The organism is Desulfovibrio sp. JC022 (genome assembly GCF_010470665.1).
GTDB lineage: Bacteria > Desulfobacterota > Desulfovibrionia > Desulfovibrionales > Desulfovibrionaceae > Maridesulfovibrio.
Map to the genome: position 1 here is coordinate 76029 of NZ_VOPZ01000003.1, position 17983 is coordinate 94011.

General features: G+C 45.1%; 15 protein-coding genes. 2 read left to right on the forward strand and 13 right to left on the reverse strand.

The window, feature by feature from the left end:
* Nucleotides 1–13: 13 nt before the first annotated feature.
* The 13 genes from FMS18_RS05560 to FMS18_RS05620 form a co-directional block, all read right to left on the reverse strand.
* Nucleotides 14–973, reverse strand: coding sequence for an NAD-dependent epimerase/dehydratase family protein (locus FMS18_RS05560; protein ID WP_163292760.1), 960 nt, complete (start codon nt 971–973; stop codon nt 14–16).
* Complete coding sequence (locus FMS18_RS05565) at nt 966–2144, reverse strand: glycosyltransferase family 4 protein (protein ID WP_163292761.1); 1179 nt, start codon at nt 2142–2144, stop codon at nt 966–968. The genes FMS18_RS05560 and FMS18_RS05565 overlap by 8 nt, the downstream gene beginning before the upstream one ends.
* Nucleotides 2141–3286, reverse strand: coding sequence for a glycosyltransferase (locus FMS18_RS05570; protein ID WP_163292762.1), 1146 nt, complete (start codon nt 3284–3286; stop codon nt 2141–2143). Before FMS18_RS05570 ends, FMS18_RS05565 begins: the two co-directional genes overlap by 4 nt.
* Before the next feature lie 14 nt (nt 3287–3300).
* Nucleotides 3301–5070, reverse strand: a complete 1770-nt coding sequence (locus FMS18_RS05575; RefSeq protein ID WP_163292763.1) for a carbamoyltransferase C-terminal domain-containing protein — start codon at nt 5068–5070, stop codon at nt 3301–3303.
* A gap of 90 nt (nt 5071–5160) precedes the next feature.
* Entirely contained in the window at nt 5161–6729 is a 1569-nt protein-coding gene (locus tag FMS18_RS20865; RefSeq protein WP_163292764.1) for a Gfo/Idh/MocA family oxidoreductase, read from the reverse strand.
* Nucleotides 6730–6740: 11 nt separating this feature from the next.
* On the reverse strand, nt 6741–7898 hold the full coding sequence (locus FMS18_RS05585; protein WP_163292765.1) for a DegT/DnrJ/EryC1/StrS aminotransferase family protein: 1158 nt from the start codon (nt 7896–7898) through the stop codon (nt 6741–6743).
* 38 nt (nt 7899–7936) lie between these two features.
* Nucleotides 7937–8464: a helix-turn-helix domain-containing protein gene (locus FMS18_RS05590; protein ID WP_163292766.1), complete on the reverse strand. Its 528-nt coding sequence runs from the start codon at nt 8462–8464 to the stop codon at nt 7937–7939.
* Nucleotides 8465–8570: 106 nt separating this feature from the next.
* Nucleotides 8571–10472: an ankyrin repeat domain-containing protein gene (locus FMS18_RS05595; protein WP_163292767.1), complete on the reverse strand. Its 1902-nt coding sequence runs from the start codon at nt 10470–10472 to the stop codon at nt 8571–8573.
* Between the two features lie 2 nt (nt 10473–10474).
* Nucleotides 10475–11860, reverse strand: coding sequence for an MBOAT family O-acyltransferase (locus FMS18_RS05600; protein WP_163292768.1), 1386 nt, complete (start codon nt 11858–11860; stop codon nt 10475–10477).
* A gap of 6 nt (nt 11861–11866) precedes the next feature.
* Nucleotides 11867–13738: a nucleoside-diphosphate sugar epimerase/dehydratase gene (locus tag FMS18_RS05605; protein ID WP_163292769.1), complete on the reverse strand. Its 1872-nt coding sequence runs from the start codon at nt 13736–13738 to the stop codon at nt 11867–11869.
* A 3-nt stretch (nt 13739–13741) separates the two neighbouring features.
* Nucleotides 13742–14881 (reverse strand): DegT/DnrJ/EryC1/StrS family aminotransferase, encoded by a 1140-nt coding sequence (locus FMS18_RS05610; RefSeq protein WP_368854148.1) that lies wholly within the window; start codon nt 14879–14881, stop codon nt 13742–13744.
* A 172-nt stretch (nt 14882–15053) separates the two neighbouring features.
* The gene (locus FMS18_RS05615) at nt 15054–15668 is read right to left on the reverse strand and encodes a sugar transferase (RefSeq protein WP_163292770.1); all 615 of its coding nucleotides are present in this window, start codon (nt 15666–15668) and stop codon (nt 15054–15056) included.
* Entirely contained in the window at nt 15669–16778 is a 1110-nt protein-coding gene (locus FMS18_RS05620; RefSeq protein ID WP_163292771.1) for a glycosyltransferase family 4 protein, read from the reverse strand.
* A gap of 110 nt (nt 16779–16888) precedes the next feature.
* Here FMS18_RS05620 and FMS18_RS05625 point away from each other — a divergent pair, with 110 nt between their 5' ends.
* Nucleotides 16889–17254, forward strand: a complete 366-nt coding sequence (locus FMS18_RS05625) for a hypothetical protein (RefSeq protein ID WP_163292772.1) — start codon at nt 16889–16891, stop codon at nt 17252–17254.
* Between the two features lie 18 nt (nt 17255–17272).
* A complete protein-coding gene (locus tag FMS18_RS05630) occupies nt 17273–17950 on the forward strand; it encodes a formyltransferase family protein (RefSeq protein ID WP_163292773.1) in 678 nt (225 codons plus the stop codon).
* The last annotated feature ends 33 nt before the right edge of the window (nt 17951–17983 follow it).

Here is a 17983-nt window from a genome sequence, read left to right on the forward strand (position 1 = left end):
GTAAATCCTTTTCTTAGTCTTCAATCTCATAGTCATTAACATACCAGTCCACTGTCTTTTTCAGACCTTCCTCAAGAGGCACTTCCGGTTCGTAGCCAAGTACCTTCCAAGATTTGGAAATGTCGGAAAGGCGGTCTTTGACAGCGTCCCAATTGCGTCTTTCCTTGAAGACTATTTCGGAAGATGATCCGGTGAATTCGATGATCATTTTGGCCAGATCAACAATTTTGGTCGGCTTGCCGGTTCCGCCGTTGAAAATGTCACCGTCTGCAACATCGGAGAGCGCAGCAAGGGTCAGCAGTTGTGCGGTGTTGCCTACGAAGGTGAAATCACGGGTTTCAGTGCCGTCTCCGGTGATAAAAAGCGGTTCACCTTTGATGGCCCGGACAATGAAATTGGGGATCACATTGCGGTATGCGCCGTGCGGTTCATAGGGACCGTAAGTGTTGAAAACCCGGATGGATACAGAGGGAATTTGGAACATGGAAGCATAATACTTCACGTACAGTTCCGCAGTATATTTATTGATCGCATACGGAGTTTCGTGCGGGTAAATGTAGTCTTTCTCATTCATCATGGCGGCATTGCCGTAAACACATGAGGAAGAGGTATAGACGAATTTCTTCAGCTCTTTGTTTTCTTTGCTAATTTCCAGTAAATTCATGGTGCCGATAATATTGGCCTGAACATCCTTGAAGGGATGGTCTACTGAATTCTGGTTGGCAAAATGGGCAGCCAGATGGAAAACATAGTTCGGCTTGAATGCTCCCATTTGCTGACGATATGTATCGATTTGTCCTATGTCGGCTTTGATGAAGGTAATGCGTTCATCTTCGGGAAGGTAGTTCTTGTATCCAGATGAGAGATCATCCAGTACCATTACCGACCCTGCGCCTGCCTTGAGCAGCCTTTCTATTAAATTCAGTCCGATGGCACCCGCGCCGCCGGTTACAAGCACTTTGGCATTATTCATTGAAAAGAGCCTCACGAATGTTTTCGTAACTGTTGTTCATGTTGTAAAAGTCTTTTCCATCTTCGCGTAGTTCTGCCAGTTCTGTTGAGTCAAGCCTGCGCACAAGGGCGGCGATGGAAGGAACATCGGCACTGTCGGCCACCAGAAGTTCTTTCTGAATGTCCCGTACAATCTGAGTGGTGGTGGAAGAGAGCGGACTCAAGGCCACCACGGGTTTGCCCGCACCGATGTAGTCGGCGAGCTTGGAAGGAAAGAAAGGAGAATCTTTAAGCGGGGCATCAATTACCAGCAGGATGTCCGATTCTGAGAGAACTTCAATTGAGTCCAGATAGGGAACAGGATCAAAAAATTTGATCAGCTCCGGGCATTTCTTTTCTGCCAACAGCCGTTCTTCTTCCTTCATGCGTCCGTAAAAATGAAATTCGAGATTTTCAGGCTGAACTTTATGAACAGCTTCAATGAGCTGTCCGGCAGAGCGCAATCCGTAAATATTGCCGGTATGGGCAATGATTTTTTTCTGCGGCTCAGTCTTTCTGCGGGTATAAAGATCCGGATCAAATACATGAGGCAGGACTTTAATTTTACCCTGACCCGCATTCAAACCTTTGACGAAAAGATCTTTTGTTTTATCTGAGGTTACAGTGATGGTATCAGCCCTGGAAATCACTGTTTTCTCATACATCTTGTTGATCTTGCGCTGGAGTCCTGTGCGGTAAGATAGGTACGGATTCAGGGTCCAGGGATCGGAAAAATGAGCGGTCCAATGCAGGTTGCGGTCGGTTTCCTTTACTGCCAGCCCTGCCAGATGGTTCACCAGCGGGGTGGAGTGGGTGTAAAGGGCATCGATCTGAAATTCTTTGATCAGCTTGATTGCCGCGTGAGCAGCGGGAAACTTCCACCAGAATTTACGGTCGGTAATTTCCAGTCCGCCGCAGAGGTAATGCAGCCATTTTTCACCGGGTAATTGATTAACGCGGTGAATGGTCAGATTCTCGTGATCGCGGCAGAGCTTCTGGTCCAAAAATTCAAAATCCGGGTCTTCGCAACAGCTCAGCACATGGACCCGGTGGCCGTTACGGGCAAGAGTCAAAGCGCGCCGCTGCACCTGAATTGATTCCGGTGAAAGAATTGGCGGAAAATCATATGTTATGAAGAGAATGGATTTTTTCATCTGTTTGCCAGCTCCCTATGGATGTCTGCGAATATTTTTTCCGCCTGTGCAGGATTCCAGTGCTTATCCGCAAATTCAGCAGCCCTGTATCCATAATCTTCACGGTTTTTCATGTCTAAGAAAAATTCAATCCCAGCACGGTAACCTGAAGGCGAATCTTCTACCATCTTGGCGATGTGATTTTCAAATTCAGGGACAGGCGTTCCCCTACGCGAATTAAAGAGAATCGGCAATCCGCACAGAGAGGCTTCCAGCACCGTCTTAGGGAATTCACTGTACTGGGAGTGTCCGACAAACAAATCGTATTCATGCATGGTCCGGCAAAGTCTGTCATTAGGCATAGCCGGTATGAACCTTACTTTTTCATTCAGCTTGAGTTCGCTAACCAGTTCCGCCAGTTCCAGTTCTTTGGAACCGCTCCCCACAACTGTCAGCTGCGCATCAACATACTGAAGGGCACGGATGATATTTTCAGGATTTTTGGCTGGAATAACTCTGCCTACATAAAGAAGTTTCAGAGTGCCTGAATATGAATAATTTTCTTTAGGTTCAGTTTTTCCCGGATTGATTACATTATATGCAACAAATGGATCAGAGGCCCCTTTGTTCCGTGCATAGTCGAGAATGGAGCCATAAACACAGCTAACTCTGTCGGCGGTATGTAGGGTGTACTTTTCAACAGCTTTAGAAAGTGCGTAAAAAACTTTGGTTCTGAAATCCACATCCTGATTTGCCCGGGTCTGGTCAGGCTGGGTGTGCAGGGATACGAAAAAAGGGATGCCCAGCTCTTCTTTAATTCTTGCTCCAACATACCCGTTAAGAAAATTGCCATAGCAGCGAATCAGGTCCGGTTTAATACCTTTGGTGAGATCAACGGCTTGCTCTGCCCATCTCCGCAGTAAAAAAGGCCGCCAAAGCGTTTTTGCAAGAAGGCCCATGCCGGAAGGAAGATTGTGCAAAGTCAACCTTGCATTGCCTACTGTCCGCTGCAAAATTTCCTTGTCAGGCTTATCATCGTTAGTCATCAGGATATGGACATCACTGAAGACCCCGCCGGGATTATAATAGCGGTCAATCAGTTCGCCTTTCTCAATAATATGAGAAAGGCGATCTGCTATGATGACTAGGAGAGTTCTATTCATTGTCGCAGTGCGCCCTATAGGCCGAGTTCTTTCTTGATTTCTTCACTCATGAGAGCTTTGTCTCCGAGCATAAGAATATCAACAGTGCCGATTTTGTATGAGTTGATGGCGTCCTGAGGGCTCATCACGATCGGCTCTTCATGGGAGTTGAAGCTGGTATTTACCAGTGTGGGAATTCCGGTGAGATCCCGGAAGGCTTTTAAAATGTCATAGTAAAGTTCATTTTCAGATCTGCTGACAATTTGTGGGCGTGCTGTGCCGTCAACATGCACAACTGCTGGAGCTTTCTCCTTCATAATTTCTTTTACATCGTAAGTGATGGTCATGAAATCTGCGGTGTTCTGTTTCTCATTATAATTATACAGACAGCGTTCAGCATCTTCGTCAAGAATGAAAGGAGCAAAGGGCATGAACTCGGTACGGTTCAATCTTTTATTGATTGACTCGTTGATAGTGTTGTCCTTGGGGTTGGCAAGGATTGAGCGGGCACCAAGAGCGCGGGGGCCGTATTCCATGCCCTTGTTGAAAAGTCCGATGATGTATTGTCTATCCAAAGCTGTTGCCGCGACCACAGGTGCTTTGTCTCCCAGAACAACCGGTTCAAGACCTGCTGCACTGATGGAACTGTAGATTTCCTCTTCAGTGTATTCCGGGCCATAGTAAACGTTTTTCTGGACGGAGTTGAAAAGGTCTTTCTTGGTCGATTCATCAAGAGCGACATATGCCGCGCCAAAGGCAAGGCCTCCATCTCCCATGTTAGGAACAACAGATACGTTTTCAAAGAGTTTCAGGTCGCGGATACGCTGATTTAGCAGGACGTTGGCGAATGCTCCTCCGGAAAGAAGCATCTGTCTGCCTTGAAGGCTGAATTTATCTGCATAATATGTAACAAATTCAAGCACGATTTCTTCAAACCATTTTTGCAGGGAACTGGCGATATCTTCACGTTTAACAGCTGCAAGATTATGCTGCATGTCTTCTATCATTTTAGTGTGATAAATGATTCCCTTGCTCAAAAAACGACAGTATCTGGAGCATTTTTCAGATATGGAATTTGCTGCATAAGGAACTTTGCAGACAAACTGACCATTTTCAAAACGAACAAGATTGCGGAAATAGTCAATTGCAGAAGGAGTGCCTCGTGCTGCAAGTCCGGTCAGTTTCCCTTCGTGTCTGTTGCGTTTGAAGCCAAGTAGCTTTGTAGTATTGGCGTAAACATCCGCAGGAGAGTCATGAATCACTCCATTAATCTCTTCTGAGCAGGCAAGGCATTTGAAATCAGATCCGTTTTTTTCATACAGAGACCAATTGATTCCGTCGCCTCCTCCATCAAGGGAAAACATGACGGTGTTTTCCAGAGGGTAAGTTGCATATGAAGAAGCAACATGTGCCAGATGGTGATCTACGTAGCTTATTGTGCCCTTGAACCCCTTCTCTTTGAAATAATCATCGACCCGCTGGCCAAGGCTTTCTGAGCACAGGAAATTAGAGATGGCTTTAATTTTGATTTCTGTGGATACTTCATTAGAGAAATCTGCACTTATTTTGTCAAAATAGATTGCGGGCCTGTAGGACTTCATCTCCTTGAGGCATGTCCCCGCAATGACGATTTCTGAAATACTTGCTAAAGATGTGTTTTGAATTTTGAGGCATTTATCGATAGCTTGAAATGGAAACCCGGTATAGTTTTTTACTCTGGTGACACGTTCTTCAGCTACAGCCGTGACCTTATTGCCAATAAGGCAAGCTGTCGCGTCGTGTCCGATATGAATTCCTAATTTCATTTATTTTACCTGCCTTTTCGGTTTTTAGTTGAGGGCAATTGTATGAGTTTTTGATTGTAGGCATATGGTTTTGCCTGTTCAGGGTTAAATTCATTTGCATGGGATTAGGTCGGTTGCGCCTTTTTTCTCGTATTTTTTGTTGCAGCTTACACATTCCAATGACTGAGGCAGAATTTCGCCGCACTCACAAACCCAGCCAGTTCTTTTGGCGGGAGTTCCGAGCATGAGCGCGTAGTCAGGGACATCTTTAGTTATAACTGCTCCGGCACCGATGAACGCATATTTGCCAACAGTGTTACCGCAGACGATGGTGCAGTTTGCACCAAGAGTCGCACCCTTTTTAATTAGGGTTTCACGCACTTCGCTCATGCGATTCACATGGGCACGGGGGTTGAATACATTCGTGAAGACCATGGATGGTCCGCAAAAAACATCGTCTTCAAGGGTAACACCTTTGTAGACGGAGACGTTGTTCTGGATTTTGCAACCGTTGCCGATAATAACATCTGGTCCGGCTACTACATTCTGGCCTAGGTTGCAGTTTTCACCGATAGTGGTGTTCTTCATCACATGAGAAAAGTGCCATATCTTGGTGTTCTTACCAATTGTTGTTCCGGCATCAACAAAGGCGGTTTCGTGTATTTGCGCGGAATTTTTATCTTTTGAGGTGTTGAGTAGAACTTTCGCCCCGTTTCTATTCATGGACTCCTGTGAGGCATTGAGGACTTTGAGAACCCGCAAACCTTCTTCTGCGTCAGTCCTGGGAAGAACCCCGGTTTCGATGCATTCAAGAAAGTGTTTGCATTCGAGGAACAGGGGCTCGTCCTGATGAACTTCAACGCGTTCAGCGTCCGCTTTGTTGGGCACTGGGATATTTTTTTCCCATTCAACTTTATGGGGATATAGAAGCAGCTTGTCTTCCCAAGGTTGGGTGTCGTCAAATACGGCCATCTTCTTATCGCCCACTACAACCAGCTTTTGCTCTTTGAATGGGTGCAGCCATGATACGAATATGTGGGCCTTGGTCCCACTGGGGAACTCAAGGTGTGTTGTGGTAACATCCGCAATATGGCGGTGCAGGTAATTTCCGCCAGTGGCAATGACTTTATTCGGTTCTTCCCCGGTAAGAGAAAGAATCATGGAGATGTCATGCGGGGCAAAAGACCATAGGATATTTTCCTCACGGCGAATTTTTCCTAGGTTCAGTCTGTTGGAATAAATGTAGTTTATGCGGCCCAGGTCCCCTGTCTCGACTAATTCGCGTAATTTGACGAATATGGGGTGGTATTGCAGAAGATGTCCGACCATGAGGATAAGGCCTCTATCCTTGGCAAGCATAATCAGCTCTTCAGCTTCGCCTTCATTCAATACCAGTGGTTTCTCCACGTAAACGTGTTTATCTGCCAGCAGAGCTTCCTTGGCAAGGTTGAAGTGGGTCTCCGCAGGGGTAGCAATAATGATTCCGTCAATTCCGTCGTTAGAAAGGACATCCGAGTATGATAAGGCTGTTTCCGCTTCCGGATATTCTTCCTTGAAACGGGCCAATGTCTCTTCATTGGTGTCGCAGATCATTTTCAGCGCACCAATTCGATCGTAATTACGGACCAGGTTTTTACCCCAGTATCCAGAGCCTATTACAGCAACCTTGAATTCGCTCATTGGGATCCCCCCTATGCGTTTCTTATGGCTTCAGCGATCATTTCCTGTTGTTCTCTTTCAAGATACGGGTGCATTGGAATAGCGAAAATGCGTGTTGCAGCATCTTCACTAACCGGGCAGTCGCCCATCTTGTATCCGAGGTCTTTAAATGCGGTTTGCAAGTGCATGGGAATTGGATAGTAGATGGGAGAAGGTACGCCTTTTTCACTCAGCGCGGCCTGAATGCGATCACGATGTTCACCGTCTTTAGCCAGAGGGCAGTATTGAGCCCATACTGAGCGGTATCCTTCAGGTACACTGGGAGCTGTCAGTCCTTCAATGTCCGCGAGGAGTTCAGCATAGGTGTCAGCTACTTTGTCGCGCAGATCAACTTCTTCAGGGAAAATGTCGAATTTGGCTTGAAGAACCGCAGCTTGCAGGGTGTCGAGGCGACCGGTAATTCCAAGGCGGATGTTGTCGTATTTGTCAGGACCCTGCCCGTGTACACGGTGGGAACGCAGGCGTTCGATTAGCTCATCATCGTCAGTGAAACACATTCCGCCGTCACCGTAGCAACCGAGGGGCTTTGCAGGGAAGAAGGAAGTGCATGTAATATCACCAAGAGAGCAAGCTCTTTTGCCTTTGTATTCACCGCCGAAGCTCTGTGCTGCGTCTTCGATAAGAAAAAGGTCGTGTTTCTCAGCAACGGTTTTGATTGCGTCGTAGTCAGCTGGGAGACCGAAAATATCAACAGAAATAATGCCTTTGGGAGTAAGTCCTTTAACCTTAGGCAGGACCATTCCATTGTCGGCACCTTTCAGTGCTTCAATCGTTTTTTCGAGCTTTTCAGGATCGATGTTAAAAGTTACAGGGTCAATATCAACAAATACTGGAGTTGCTCCGGTAAGTGCAATTGTTTCGGCAGTTGCAAAGAAAGTGAACGGAGTGGTGAAAACAGCATCGCCGGGTTTTACATCCAGAGACATGAGGGCGAGTGTTAGTGCATCAGTACCGGATGCGCAGCCTAGTGCGTGTTTGGTGCCGCAGTATTCGGCAAGGCGTTTTTCAATCGCCGGAATTTCAGGGCCCATGATGTAGGCTCCGTGGTCAAGTACTGTATCCATGTTTTCGCGAACTTGTTTTTCAATGCGGGAAAACTGTTTTTTAAGGTCAATAAAAGGTATACCCATGAGATTAATTCTCCATGTTTAATGCATTGTTGTCTTGGCTAGACGACCTTCCAATTTGGTCGTCTTAAATAAATTTCACTTGTACTATCAAACTCTTCGGTGTTGAGGACCATAAGTCTGATTTTGCGTTTGATCGCTTCTTCGGCTTTGGTGCAAAGATTACCTATGCGTTCGGAGTCGGTTTCATCTCCGATAATCAAAACATCAATGATACCTGAGTCAATGCCTTTTGCATAGTCGTCAAGGATATAGACTGAGTCAACATCGCCGATTGTAGACAGGATGTATTCCAGGATCTGATCAATACCAATATATTTGCGGACGATAGAACTGATTTCAGGGAAAAAAGGGTGGGAAGAGTTGGCGTTGTAGAAAATGTAGCGCCCCTCTTTCTTCTTGTTTAGATATCCTGCTTCACTTAAGCCATCCAGTTCTTCTTTCATGGCATTGGGTGAAACATCAAATTCTGCTGCCAGCTCCCTGAGATATGATGAGACATCAGGGTTTAGAAAAAGCTTGAGCAGCAGCTTAATTCTGGTCTTTGAGGTGAATAATTCTTTGAGCATGGTGTGAGTTTGTTAGGTTATTCTGAACAAACTGTCAATTGCGAATCGTACTATAAGGAAGGTGACTTTGCTTTTTAAGCATGTAACCAATATTTTTTACTTAGGCTTAGCGTAGTTCTTTTAAGACTCCCTGATGTCTTAATGAGGTTATTAAACTGTGTATCTCTCGGCTTAAAAAAAATCTGATTTGTTGCTTGTTGGAGTGGGTCAACTCGTTGTCATGGATCAGTTCGTTAAAGGTATTGTCGACGACGTCCAAGACACGGTTTCTGATGCAGATTTGCCTAAATAAATAAGCGATATGTTTTGGAATGTTGTGTTTCTTTCCGTTTATTGAAAGATAGAACTTTTTATTGTTTTGTTCAACAAAACATGTTTTTGGGTTCACTAAAAAGAAACGTGAAGTATAAAATTGACCATCTGAATAGTATTTTTCTTGTAGCAAAGAGCATTCATTGTAGGCAGTTGAATTGTTAGGGTTTTGTTCCAACTCAAGCATCAATTCAGCGTGACGCGCAATAGGATTACCTTGATGATTTTTGAGGAATAGATTCAATTTTTTTTGATCATGGTTGTCAAATGCAATGGTGAAAATTGACTGTGAAAGAGCCTTTGGAACTGTATTGTCTTTGTTAATGTAGCTTCCATCAGCCCCATTTTTGAGTAGAAAATGGACTATCTCTGTACCCTTGGTTGCTTTTGTTGCCGTGCTTAGTGGTGGTTCGCCACGATTATTCATACTATTTACATCTGCACCTAGAGCAAGGGCCGTCTTTATGATTTTAATATTGCCAGACATAATTGCTTGAAATAGACAAGCATCAATGGTTTGTTGATCTGTATTAAAAGTATGCCCGGATGCAAAGAGAGCTTTGAGCAATCTGTTTCTGCCATATAAAAAACTATCAGCAACTAACTCTCTTTTGGGGAAATGAATGCTTCCTTTCCCCTCATACATTGAGACTATTAAATCTTCACGTTTTTCTGCGGTCAATTGGTTTAAAAGTATGCTCGCATCAAGTGAGTGAATGTTTTTTGTGATATAATTAAAAAAATTTGCATTTGTAATTGTTGCTAAATTAGGTTGGCTGTAATTGTCGTTGCTGGCATGGGTGATCCCGTTGTTGTTCCAGTATGGTCCTTGGAAAAGCATTTTTAAGCCTTTAGTGTTCAAGTGTGAAGGATCAATAAAAAAAACTTTTTTGCCAGTGAGTTCGGTTTTCAAATGGAGATCATAAAAGCCGTTGCATGCACGGGCTGTTCTATCAAGTATTTTGTTAAGTTTAGCTTGTTGAAAGTCGAAAAAAGGCTGTGCCCATGGAATTGAAAAGTAAATTATCTTGATTGAGTTCTTTTCACATAAGGCGTCAATTGCCGTTAGTTTTTCCAGGTAATATGAAGTTACGTAGTGGCTAGAGAATATGGGGGGCTTGTCTTTGTATGGGGTTTCTTTTTTGTGAAGAACCCCGAATTCATCAATGTTGTTCAGCTTACCTGGGTGCGGGGTTAAGTTATCCAACAAACATCTCCAGGCATCCTTTAATTTGTTAGGTCCAATGTTACGGAATTTCTCTAAAAAAAATGTTGTTTTGCTTGCAAGTTCAGGTGCTGATTCTAGATAATGAAAACTATTAATATCAATCAGATAATATATTTGTTTGATGTTTTTAATCTGCCTTTCATCTAGCATTTTCAATAATGCCAGAATATCGCCCGGATTGTTGTAAATAGAAGAGCTGAAATTGAGGACCGGCCCTCCTAAGATTTCTTCAGACACCAGCATGGTTCTACTGCTGCCGAATACAAGGGTATATTTTCCATCATATAGCTTTGAAGCTACATTTAGTGCGCTTGTATTAAGTGTTTTGAATTTAAATTTGTTGAAATCAGATTCAATTATTCTGAATTCGCCATAAGGATCTATGACTATATTTACCGTAAATATCAGTGCAAAAATTATAGCAGCCAGTGCTGAGAGAGTTGTTATGGTCCAATTGCGTGTTGACATGATTAGAAATCGAAATAGAGAAAGGTTTGGTGGGTGTACATAAGTACAAAGGCCGTTATGAACATGGTTATGCTTATGATCGATTCTTTAAATGAGAACTGCATGTTTTTCGCAGTTGTGGCCGAATTTTTAAATTTGGTAGCAAAAGCAATGAGCGAAATACATATACCCAGTAGGATGAATTCATTTTTAAAGGTAAGCGTGGTTGAAAATCCGATATTGACCATGCCCACCATGCCTTTGTAAATTTTGAGGGCATCATAGGGCGTTGTTGCTCTGAAGAGGACCCAGCAGGCGTTGACGTATAAAAATGTAAGTAACCATCCTGCGTATGCAGGAAGTTTGTTTCCGGTGTTTTGCCAGATGCGGTGGATGACCATGGCGGTACCGTGTAAAGCTCCCCAGAGAATAAAATTCCATCCGGCTCCGTGCCAGAAACCGATAAGTAGGAAGGAGGCCAGCAGGTTGAAAAGGGTGCGGTAGGCACCTTTGTGACTTCCACCAAGTGGGAAGTAGATATAGTCGCGCACAAAACGGCCCAAGGTGATATGCCACCGCCGCCAGAAATCTTGAATGTTGAGTGACTGGTATGGGGAGTTGAAGTTGTTGGGCAACTTGATGTTGAACATCAGCCCCAGCCCAAGGGCCATGTCCGTATAGCCGCTAAAGTCAAAGTAAAGCTGGCAGGTATAAGCAAGGCTTACAGCCCATGAATCCCAGAAGGGGAGTACAATAGCCTTATCGAAGCCGTTTTCGACATAAGGTGCCAGCGAATCAGCTATAACGATTTTTTTGAACAGTCCCATGCTGAACAGGAAGAAACCTTGTCCAATATTGGTGTGGTTGATTTCTCCTGCGTTTTCAGCATTGAATTGTGGAGTTATTTCATGTTGGTAGCTGATGGGACCGGCAACAAGTTGGGGGAAAAAGGATACAAAAAGACTGTAGTCCAGAAGATTGCACCGGGCCGCCTTACCCCGGTATGTGTCTACTAAAAAAGAAATCTGCTGAAAGGTATAAAAACTTACCCCCAGCGGAATAATTATTTTTTCAGTGATGGAAGGTATTCCCATGAGTCCGGCAATGTTTTCAAAGAAAAAGTTTTTGTATTTAAAATACCCCAGCACGGAAAGGTTGCCGACCACGGCAAACGCAAGGAGTAATTTACTTCTTTTGCGGTGCAGAGTTTCCGCCATCAGGAAGTTGAAAAGGATCGTCCCTCCGAGCAGGTAAAGGTATTCCAGTTTCCACCATGCATAAAAGGTAAAGGATGCCAGAATGAGTAATAGTTTGCTCGCCTCATGCTGTTTGAACTTCCGGAGAAGAAAATAGACGCTGAAGACCAAAGGTAGAAAAAAAAGTATGAATATGTGGGAATTGAAAAGCACTGATCTCTACCCCTCTTCATCAAACTCCGGTACAACGGTATGCAGCATGGCGCGGACTCCGTCTGCATGGAATTTGTCCGCAGCGTCTTTCATTTCGGTAAGCTGTCCTTTGAAGCTGGCGCAGTAAACTTCAAGGTCATTCTCAAAACCTTTGAGGACCATGATTTTGTCATGTTCGGTGCGGACTATCCCTTCGCCTTCGGTTATCAGTTCTTCGTACAGTTTTTCGCCTTCGCGCAGGCCGCTGAAGACAATTTCAATATCTTTGCCCGGTTCTTTGCCGGAAAGTCTGATCAGGTCGCGGGCCATGTCGGCGATTTTGACGGGTTCGCCCATTTCGAGGATGAAAATTTCACCACCATCAGCCATTACTCCGGCTTGCAGGATGAGCTGGGCAGCTTCTGAGATGGACATAAAATAACGGGTAACATCCGGGTGGGTTACGGTCACCGGACCGCCTTTTTCGATCTGGCGGCGAAAGAGAGGTACCACCGATCCGGAGGAGCCGACTACATTTCCGAAACGTACAGCCATGAAAGTTGTTTTGGAATCATGGAACAAGCGCATGAGCAGTTCGGTCACACGCTTGGATGCGCCCATAATGTTGGTGGGCCGCACTGCCTTGTCTGTGGATACGGTGACAAAACGGGCTACCCCATGTTTATCAGCAGCGGTCATTACGTTTTTGGTGCCGCAGATGTTATTGTGCACAGCCTGCCATGGGTTACGCTCCATCATGGGCACGTGTTTGTAGGCGGCGGCGTGAAATACTGTGTGCGGCTTGTATTTGCCGAAGGTCTCATCCATGAGCTTATGGTCCTGCACAGAAGCAAGAACGGTTACGTAATCATGGAATTTAAGCTCGTGGTGCAATTCCATCTGGATGCCATAAAGGTTGGCTTCGCTGGCATCTACAAGAATGAGCTTGGCGGGATTGAATCGTACTACCTGACGGACCAGTTCGGAGCCGATGGACCCGCCGCAACCGGTTACCAATACGGTTTTGCCGGAAAGATAATCGCTGATAGCGGTTGTATCCAATTGTACCGGGGCGCGTCCCAGCAAATCCTGATAGCTTACATCGCGCAGGGCCTTGATGCCGACCTTGCCATTGATGATCTCATCCATGCCGGGCAGGATTTTGTAGGGCAGTCCGGTTTCCTTGCATTCGTCGATAATTTCACGCATCTGCTTGCCTGAAGCCTCGGCAACAGCAATGAGGATTTCATTGACGCATTTATTGGCAACAAGTTCCTGCAAGTCGGATAAAGGGCCAAGTACAGGGACTCCGTGGATTGTCCGGCCACGTTTTGATTTGTCGTTGTCCAGAAAACCTAGAGGTAAATATTTGAGCTGTCCGCTGCTCCGGATTTCGCGGACGACTTTTTCCCCGGCTCGTCCGGCCCCGATAATCAGGACATTGTTGCCGTCCACCGGACAGAATTCCGGTGATAACTGAATTGAGTTTCCATCTTTGAAGGCATAAAAGGAGCGGATCATGACTCGCATACCTCCGCACATGAAAACGGTAAGCATCCAGTCGATGATGAATACTCCGCGGGAAAAGCCTCCGAAGCCGAATTTGTAAAGTACTACGGTGACCAGAATCAATGATTGCAGGAAAGTTGCTTCCAGAATGTGCCAGAGGTCACGCAAACTGGTATAGCGCCACATACCGCGATAAAGTCCCAGTCCCAGAAAAACTGAAAATTTAATAACTACAGCGTATTTGAGTAATTCGAAGCATTGGATTTCCGCAAATTCAGGCAGGCCGAAGTCAAAGCGGAACAGGTAAGCACCGTAAAAGGCTGCTGCAAAAATCAGCAGGTCCAGCAGGACCATGAGATAAAAATTAGCGTTACGCAGGTTGTGGAGCATAATTTATTTTCCGCACCTTTTAATCAGGTCTACGATTCTTTGCTGCTCATCGGCTGTCATTGCTGTGCCTGAAGGCAGGCAGAGGCCGCGTTCAAACAGGTCTTCGCTGACTTTACCGCCGAATACGGTGTTGTCCTTGAAAACAGGCTGATTGTGCATGGGCTTCCATACCGGGCGGGATTCGATATTTTCTTTTTCAAGGGTAATGCGGATATCGTCTGGGAAGGCGCCGAATTCATTTTTATCTACCAGCATCACGGAAAGCCAGCGGTTGCATTGACCGTAATCAGCTTCGGGCATGAAAGATAAGCCGGAACAGGAGTCGAGTTCCTGTTCATAATAATCGAAAATTTCCCTTTTACGTTTAACTCGCTCAGGAATTACTTCCACCTGTCCGCGGCCTACAGCAGCTACAAGGTTGGACATGCGGTAATTATAGCCGATTTCTTTGTGCTCGTAATAAGGTTCCGGTTCTTTGGCCTGCTGGGATAGCCAGCGTGCGCGGCTGATCATTTCTTCGTTGTCAGATCCCAACATTCCGCCCCCGGAACTGGTGATGATCTTGTTGCCGTTAAAGGAATAGGCGGCCATGAGCGCACCTTTGCCCGCATGCCTGCCTTTATAGGTGGCTCCTACTGATTCTGCTGCATCTACAATGAGGGGGATACCGTGCGGTTCGAGGATTTCAAGGATGCGGTCATAATCAGCGCATTGGCCGTAAAGATCGGTCGGGATGACTGCTTTGGGCTTGCGTCCGATAGAAATATAGTGATCCACTGCTTCGGCAAGCAGTTCCGGGTCCATGTTCCATGATTTGCAGTCCGAATCAATAAATACGGGTTCCGCGCCGATGAAAGTTACGGGACTGACGCTGCCTATAAAGGTCAGGGAAGATGCGATAACCACATCTCCGGGCTCAACGCCCACAATGCGCAGGGCAAGATGCAAGGCTGCTGTTCCGCTGGAGAGGGCCGCACAATGCGCGAATCCGGTAAGATCAGAGAAATCCTGCTCAAAACCATTGACCATAGGTCCCAGCGGGGCGATGAAATTACTTTCAAAAGCCTGGCGGACATATTCCTGTTCATTGCCTCCCATGTGCGGGGGGGAAAGATATATGCGTTTATTCTTGCTTGCGGACACTTGCGGGATTTCCTTTAAGGCTGAAAATTATCTGTAACAACGGGTCTGATATTACATTTTCAGCCTTTAGTACAGTTCGGCAATTATTCTATGAAAGTGGTTGTAATGATTGTTTTAATATGAAGGTAGTGTTTTTATAAGTATTAAATCCAAGTCCCTCTGATTCTTCTGCTTAGCGGCTTTTGTCTTCATTTGTATTGCCCATAAAATATTTAGTGGTGGCCTGTCCTGGTTGACTGATGCCTTCTCGTTTAAAAACGCGTGCAACAGTAAGGTAGAGAATTTTAATATCCAGCCACAAATTATGATTGTCCACATACCAGACGTCAAATTTGAATTTATCCTCCCATGAAATGGCGTTGCGTCCGTTAACCTGTGCCCATCCGGTGATACCGGGAAGCACGTCATGTCGGCTCGCCTGCTCAGGAGAATAAAGGGGAAGATACTGCATGAGCAGTGGGCGCGGCCCAACCAGTGACATATCTCCGAAAATTACATTGATCAGTTCCGGGAGTTCATCCAACGAGGTGGAGCGCAGGATTTTACCGAATTTGCTCAGGCGCTGCGAATCCGGGAGTAGGTTGCCGTGTTCGTCCTTGGCATCAGACATGGTCTTGAATTTTAAAATATTGAAAGGCTTGCCGTTTAATCCTGGCCTGCGCTGGATGAAAAAGATGCCGCCCCCCATTTTTTTATGAATGGCAATGGCTACTCCGACCAGCACAGGAAAAAAAATGATTAGGGCTGATATGGAAACAACAAGGTCAAAACATCTTTTTACAGTCATTTACAGTCCCATGGCTTTCATTATGGTCGCATTGACCTTGTTAACATCATATTTTTCAGCAACATATTTAAGCGAAGCTTTACCCATGTTTAGCAAAAGATCAGGCTGGAGGATGAATTCCTCCATGGTCAGTTCTAATGCAGAAACATCCTTAACCGGAACCATGAAACCGTTTTGTCCTTCGAGTACTGTTTCGCGGCATCCGGTTGCATCCGTGGTCACAATGGCCCGTCCGGTTGCCATGGCTTCCAGTACCGAGCGTGGGGTTCCTTCTCGGTATGAGGGGAGCACATAGACCGAACAATTTTTCAGTTCTTCGCGCACATCGGCAATCGGGCCGATGCATTCAACTCCGCCATTCTGCCATTTTGCGATAAGATCGTCACTTACTGAATCAGGGCCATCATCGTGGGGACCGACTAGTCTGAACCGGGCTTGCGGATGTTTTTTTTTCAAGCGCACGGAGGCTTCTGCGAATTCGCGCACGCCTTTTTCTTTGAGCAGCCGGGAAATGCAGAGGAATACCGGATGTCCTTCCGGGACAGGGGAGTTTAAGTAGTGGGTAAGATCAACCCCGGAGCCATTGATCACGATAGTTTTTTTCTCTGCCGGAATTACGGCTAACTCTTTAAATAGATCCCTATCGTCCGGGTTTTGGAAAATGACCGCATTATTGCAAGCCAATCCGGCGCGGTACATGTTCTTTACCAGCTTGAAGAGCAATTTTTGCTTACCGGAAGTCTGCCCGAAGGCATAGCCCAGTCCGGTTATCATAGAATAAATGTTTTTTATCCCGGCTATTCTTGCTGCGATGGAGCCGTAAATAACTGGTTTGATGGTGTAGGAAAGGACCGTGTCAGGTTTAACTTTTTTTAGTATTTTAACCAATGCGAAAAGAGCAACCAAATCTTTGATAGGATTCATGCCTGTGCGCTGAATGGGTGCTTCAACGAATTTAATACCCATTGCAGCTAGCTTTTTTGGCACGTCTGGGGAATCAGGCGGCGCAATGCCGTAGACTTCATGTCCGGCATCTTTTATGGCTTTAAGCATGGGGCCGCGAAAATTTATAAGGGAAGGTCCGTACCCGCCTATGACTGCTATTTTCATTGTTCCTCCAGTAATTGAGCGGACAGTACTTGCGGTTTTGAGTGTGTGTCAATCCTAACTCTGGAAGCAAGGTTAGGAGGTTTTATTGAAAAATATTTTTGGGAGTTGTTATGAATGTAAGTAATGAGCGAATAATTGATTTTCTCGGGCGTTTGGATACGCTCTTGAAACGCGGCAATATTGTTTACAGGCAGTACTTGGACAATGAAAAGCAGTTGCTTTTTGCCAAAGTGATAAAAGATAATAATATGCGCATCAGAGAGTTGGTTCTTGCTTATACCCATATCTTGCCAGAAGTGCATCAGGCAAACGCAATTGATTTAGTTGTGCATGTTGATGTGTGGAATGTCTTGTGGGAAGATTTGTTTGCGAGTAAAGATTGGAATTTATGCGATTCATTTGTCTTTGAAAATAAAGTTAATTTTCCAAGGGAGTCGGTAGACTCTTTGATCAAGTTTTATCAAGAACAAATATAGATTTAGTTGGAGATGAGTATGTCTGAACAAAAGAATAGGGTTTTATTTTTGGGAAAAAAAGATGACAGCTGCTGCCTGAAGGCTTTGAAGTTCTGTGAAACTAACTTTAGTGCAGTTACTGCTTATCTGGGAGAGTGGGGGGAGAAATTCCCTGCTGAAATTGATGAGTGGGAAGGGGAATTTGTAATCTCTTATCTCTCAAGATGGGTTATCCCGCAACGCATAATTGAAAAGGCAAAATGTGCTGCAATCAATTTTCATCCCGCAACTCCCGATTATCCGGGGATTGGGTGTAATAATTTCGCTTTGTACGAGGAAGCAAAAGAGTATGGAGTCACCTGTCATCACATGCTTGCAGCAGTTGATACAGGAGATGTTATTGCAGTTAAAAAGTTTTCTTTGTATCCGGATGATACAGTAGATAGTGTCCTGTCTCGTACATACGACACGCAGATAATGTTATTCTATGAGGTTATGGATTTTATTCTCAAGGGTGAGGAGCTTCCCAAGTCAGATTTAAAGTGGAGTCGTAAACCCTTTACTCGTAAGGAATTTGATCAATTAGGTAAAATTACGCCTGACATGTCAAAAGAGGAAATGGCTAGAAGAATCAGGGCAACGAGTTACGGGCAGTGGCAGCCGACTGTTGAACTGAACGGTTTTGTTTTTAAGTACAATCCAGAAAAGCAAAAATAGAGCTATTCTATAAAGGGGGATAGTCCTAATAGG

Excerpts from the sequence above, each read along its gene's own strand:
- FMS18_RS05620 (WP_163292771.1), bottom strand. The coding sequence starts at position 16,778 with ATGAAAATAGCAGTCATAGGCGGGTACGGACCTTCCCTTATAAATTTT.
- FMS18_RS05565 (WP_163292761.1), bottom strand. The coding sequence starts at position 2,144 with ATGAAAAAATCCATTCTCTTCATAACATATGATTTTCCGCCAATTCTT.
- FMS18_RS05630 (WP_163292773.1), top strand. The coding sequence starts at position 17,273 with ATGTCTGAACAAAAGAATAGGGTTTTATTTTTGGGAAAAAAAGATGAC.
- FMS18_RS05575 (WP_163292763.1), bottom strand. The coding sequence starts at position 5,070 with ATGAAATTAGGAATTCATATCGGACACGACGCGACAGCTTGCCTTATT.
- FMS18_RS05625 (WP_163292772.1), top strand. The coding sequence starts at position 16,889 with ATGAATGTAAGTAATGAGCGAATAATTGATTTTCTCGGGCGTTTGGAT.
- FMS18_RS20865 (WP_163292764.1), bottom strand. The coding sequence starts at position 6,729 with ATGAGCGAATTCAAGGTTGCTGTAATAGGCTCTGGATACTGGGGTAAA.
- FMS18_RS05585 (WP_163292765.1), bottom strand. The coding sequence starts at position 7,898 with ATGGGTATACCTTTTATTGACCTTAAAAAACAGTTTTCCCGCATTGAA.
- FMS18_RS05560 (WP_163292760.1), bottom strand. The coding sequence starts at position 973 with ATGAATAATGCCAAAGTGCTTGTAACCGGCGGCGCGGGTGCCATCGGA.
- FMS18_RS05615 (WP_163292770.1), bottom strand. The coding sequence starts at position 15,668 with ATGACTGTAAAAAGATGTTTTGACCTTGTTGTTTCCATATCAGCCCTA.
- FMS18_RS05595 (WP_163292767.1), bottom strand. The coding sequence starts at position 10,472 with ATGTCAACACGCAATTGGACCATAACAACTCTCTCAGCACTGGCTGCT.
- FMS18_RS05605 (WP_163292769.1), bottom strand. The coding sequence starts at position 13,738 with ATGCTCCACAACCTGCGTAACGCTAATTTTTATCTCATGGTCCTGCTG.
- FMS18_RS05590 (WP_163292766.1), bottom strand. The coding sequence starts at position 8,464 with ATGCTCAAAGAATTATTCACCTCAAAGACCAGAATTAAGCTGCTGCTC.
- FMS18_RS05570 (WP_163292762.1), bottom strand. The coding sequence starts at position 3,286 with ATGAATAGAACTCTCCTAGTCATCATAGCAGATCGCCTTTCTCATATT.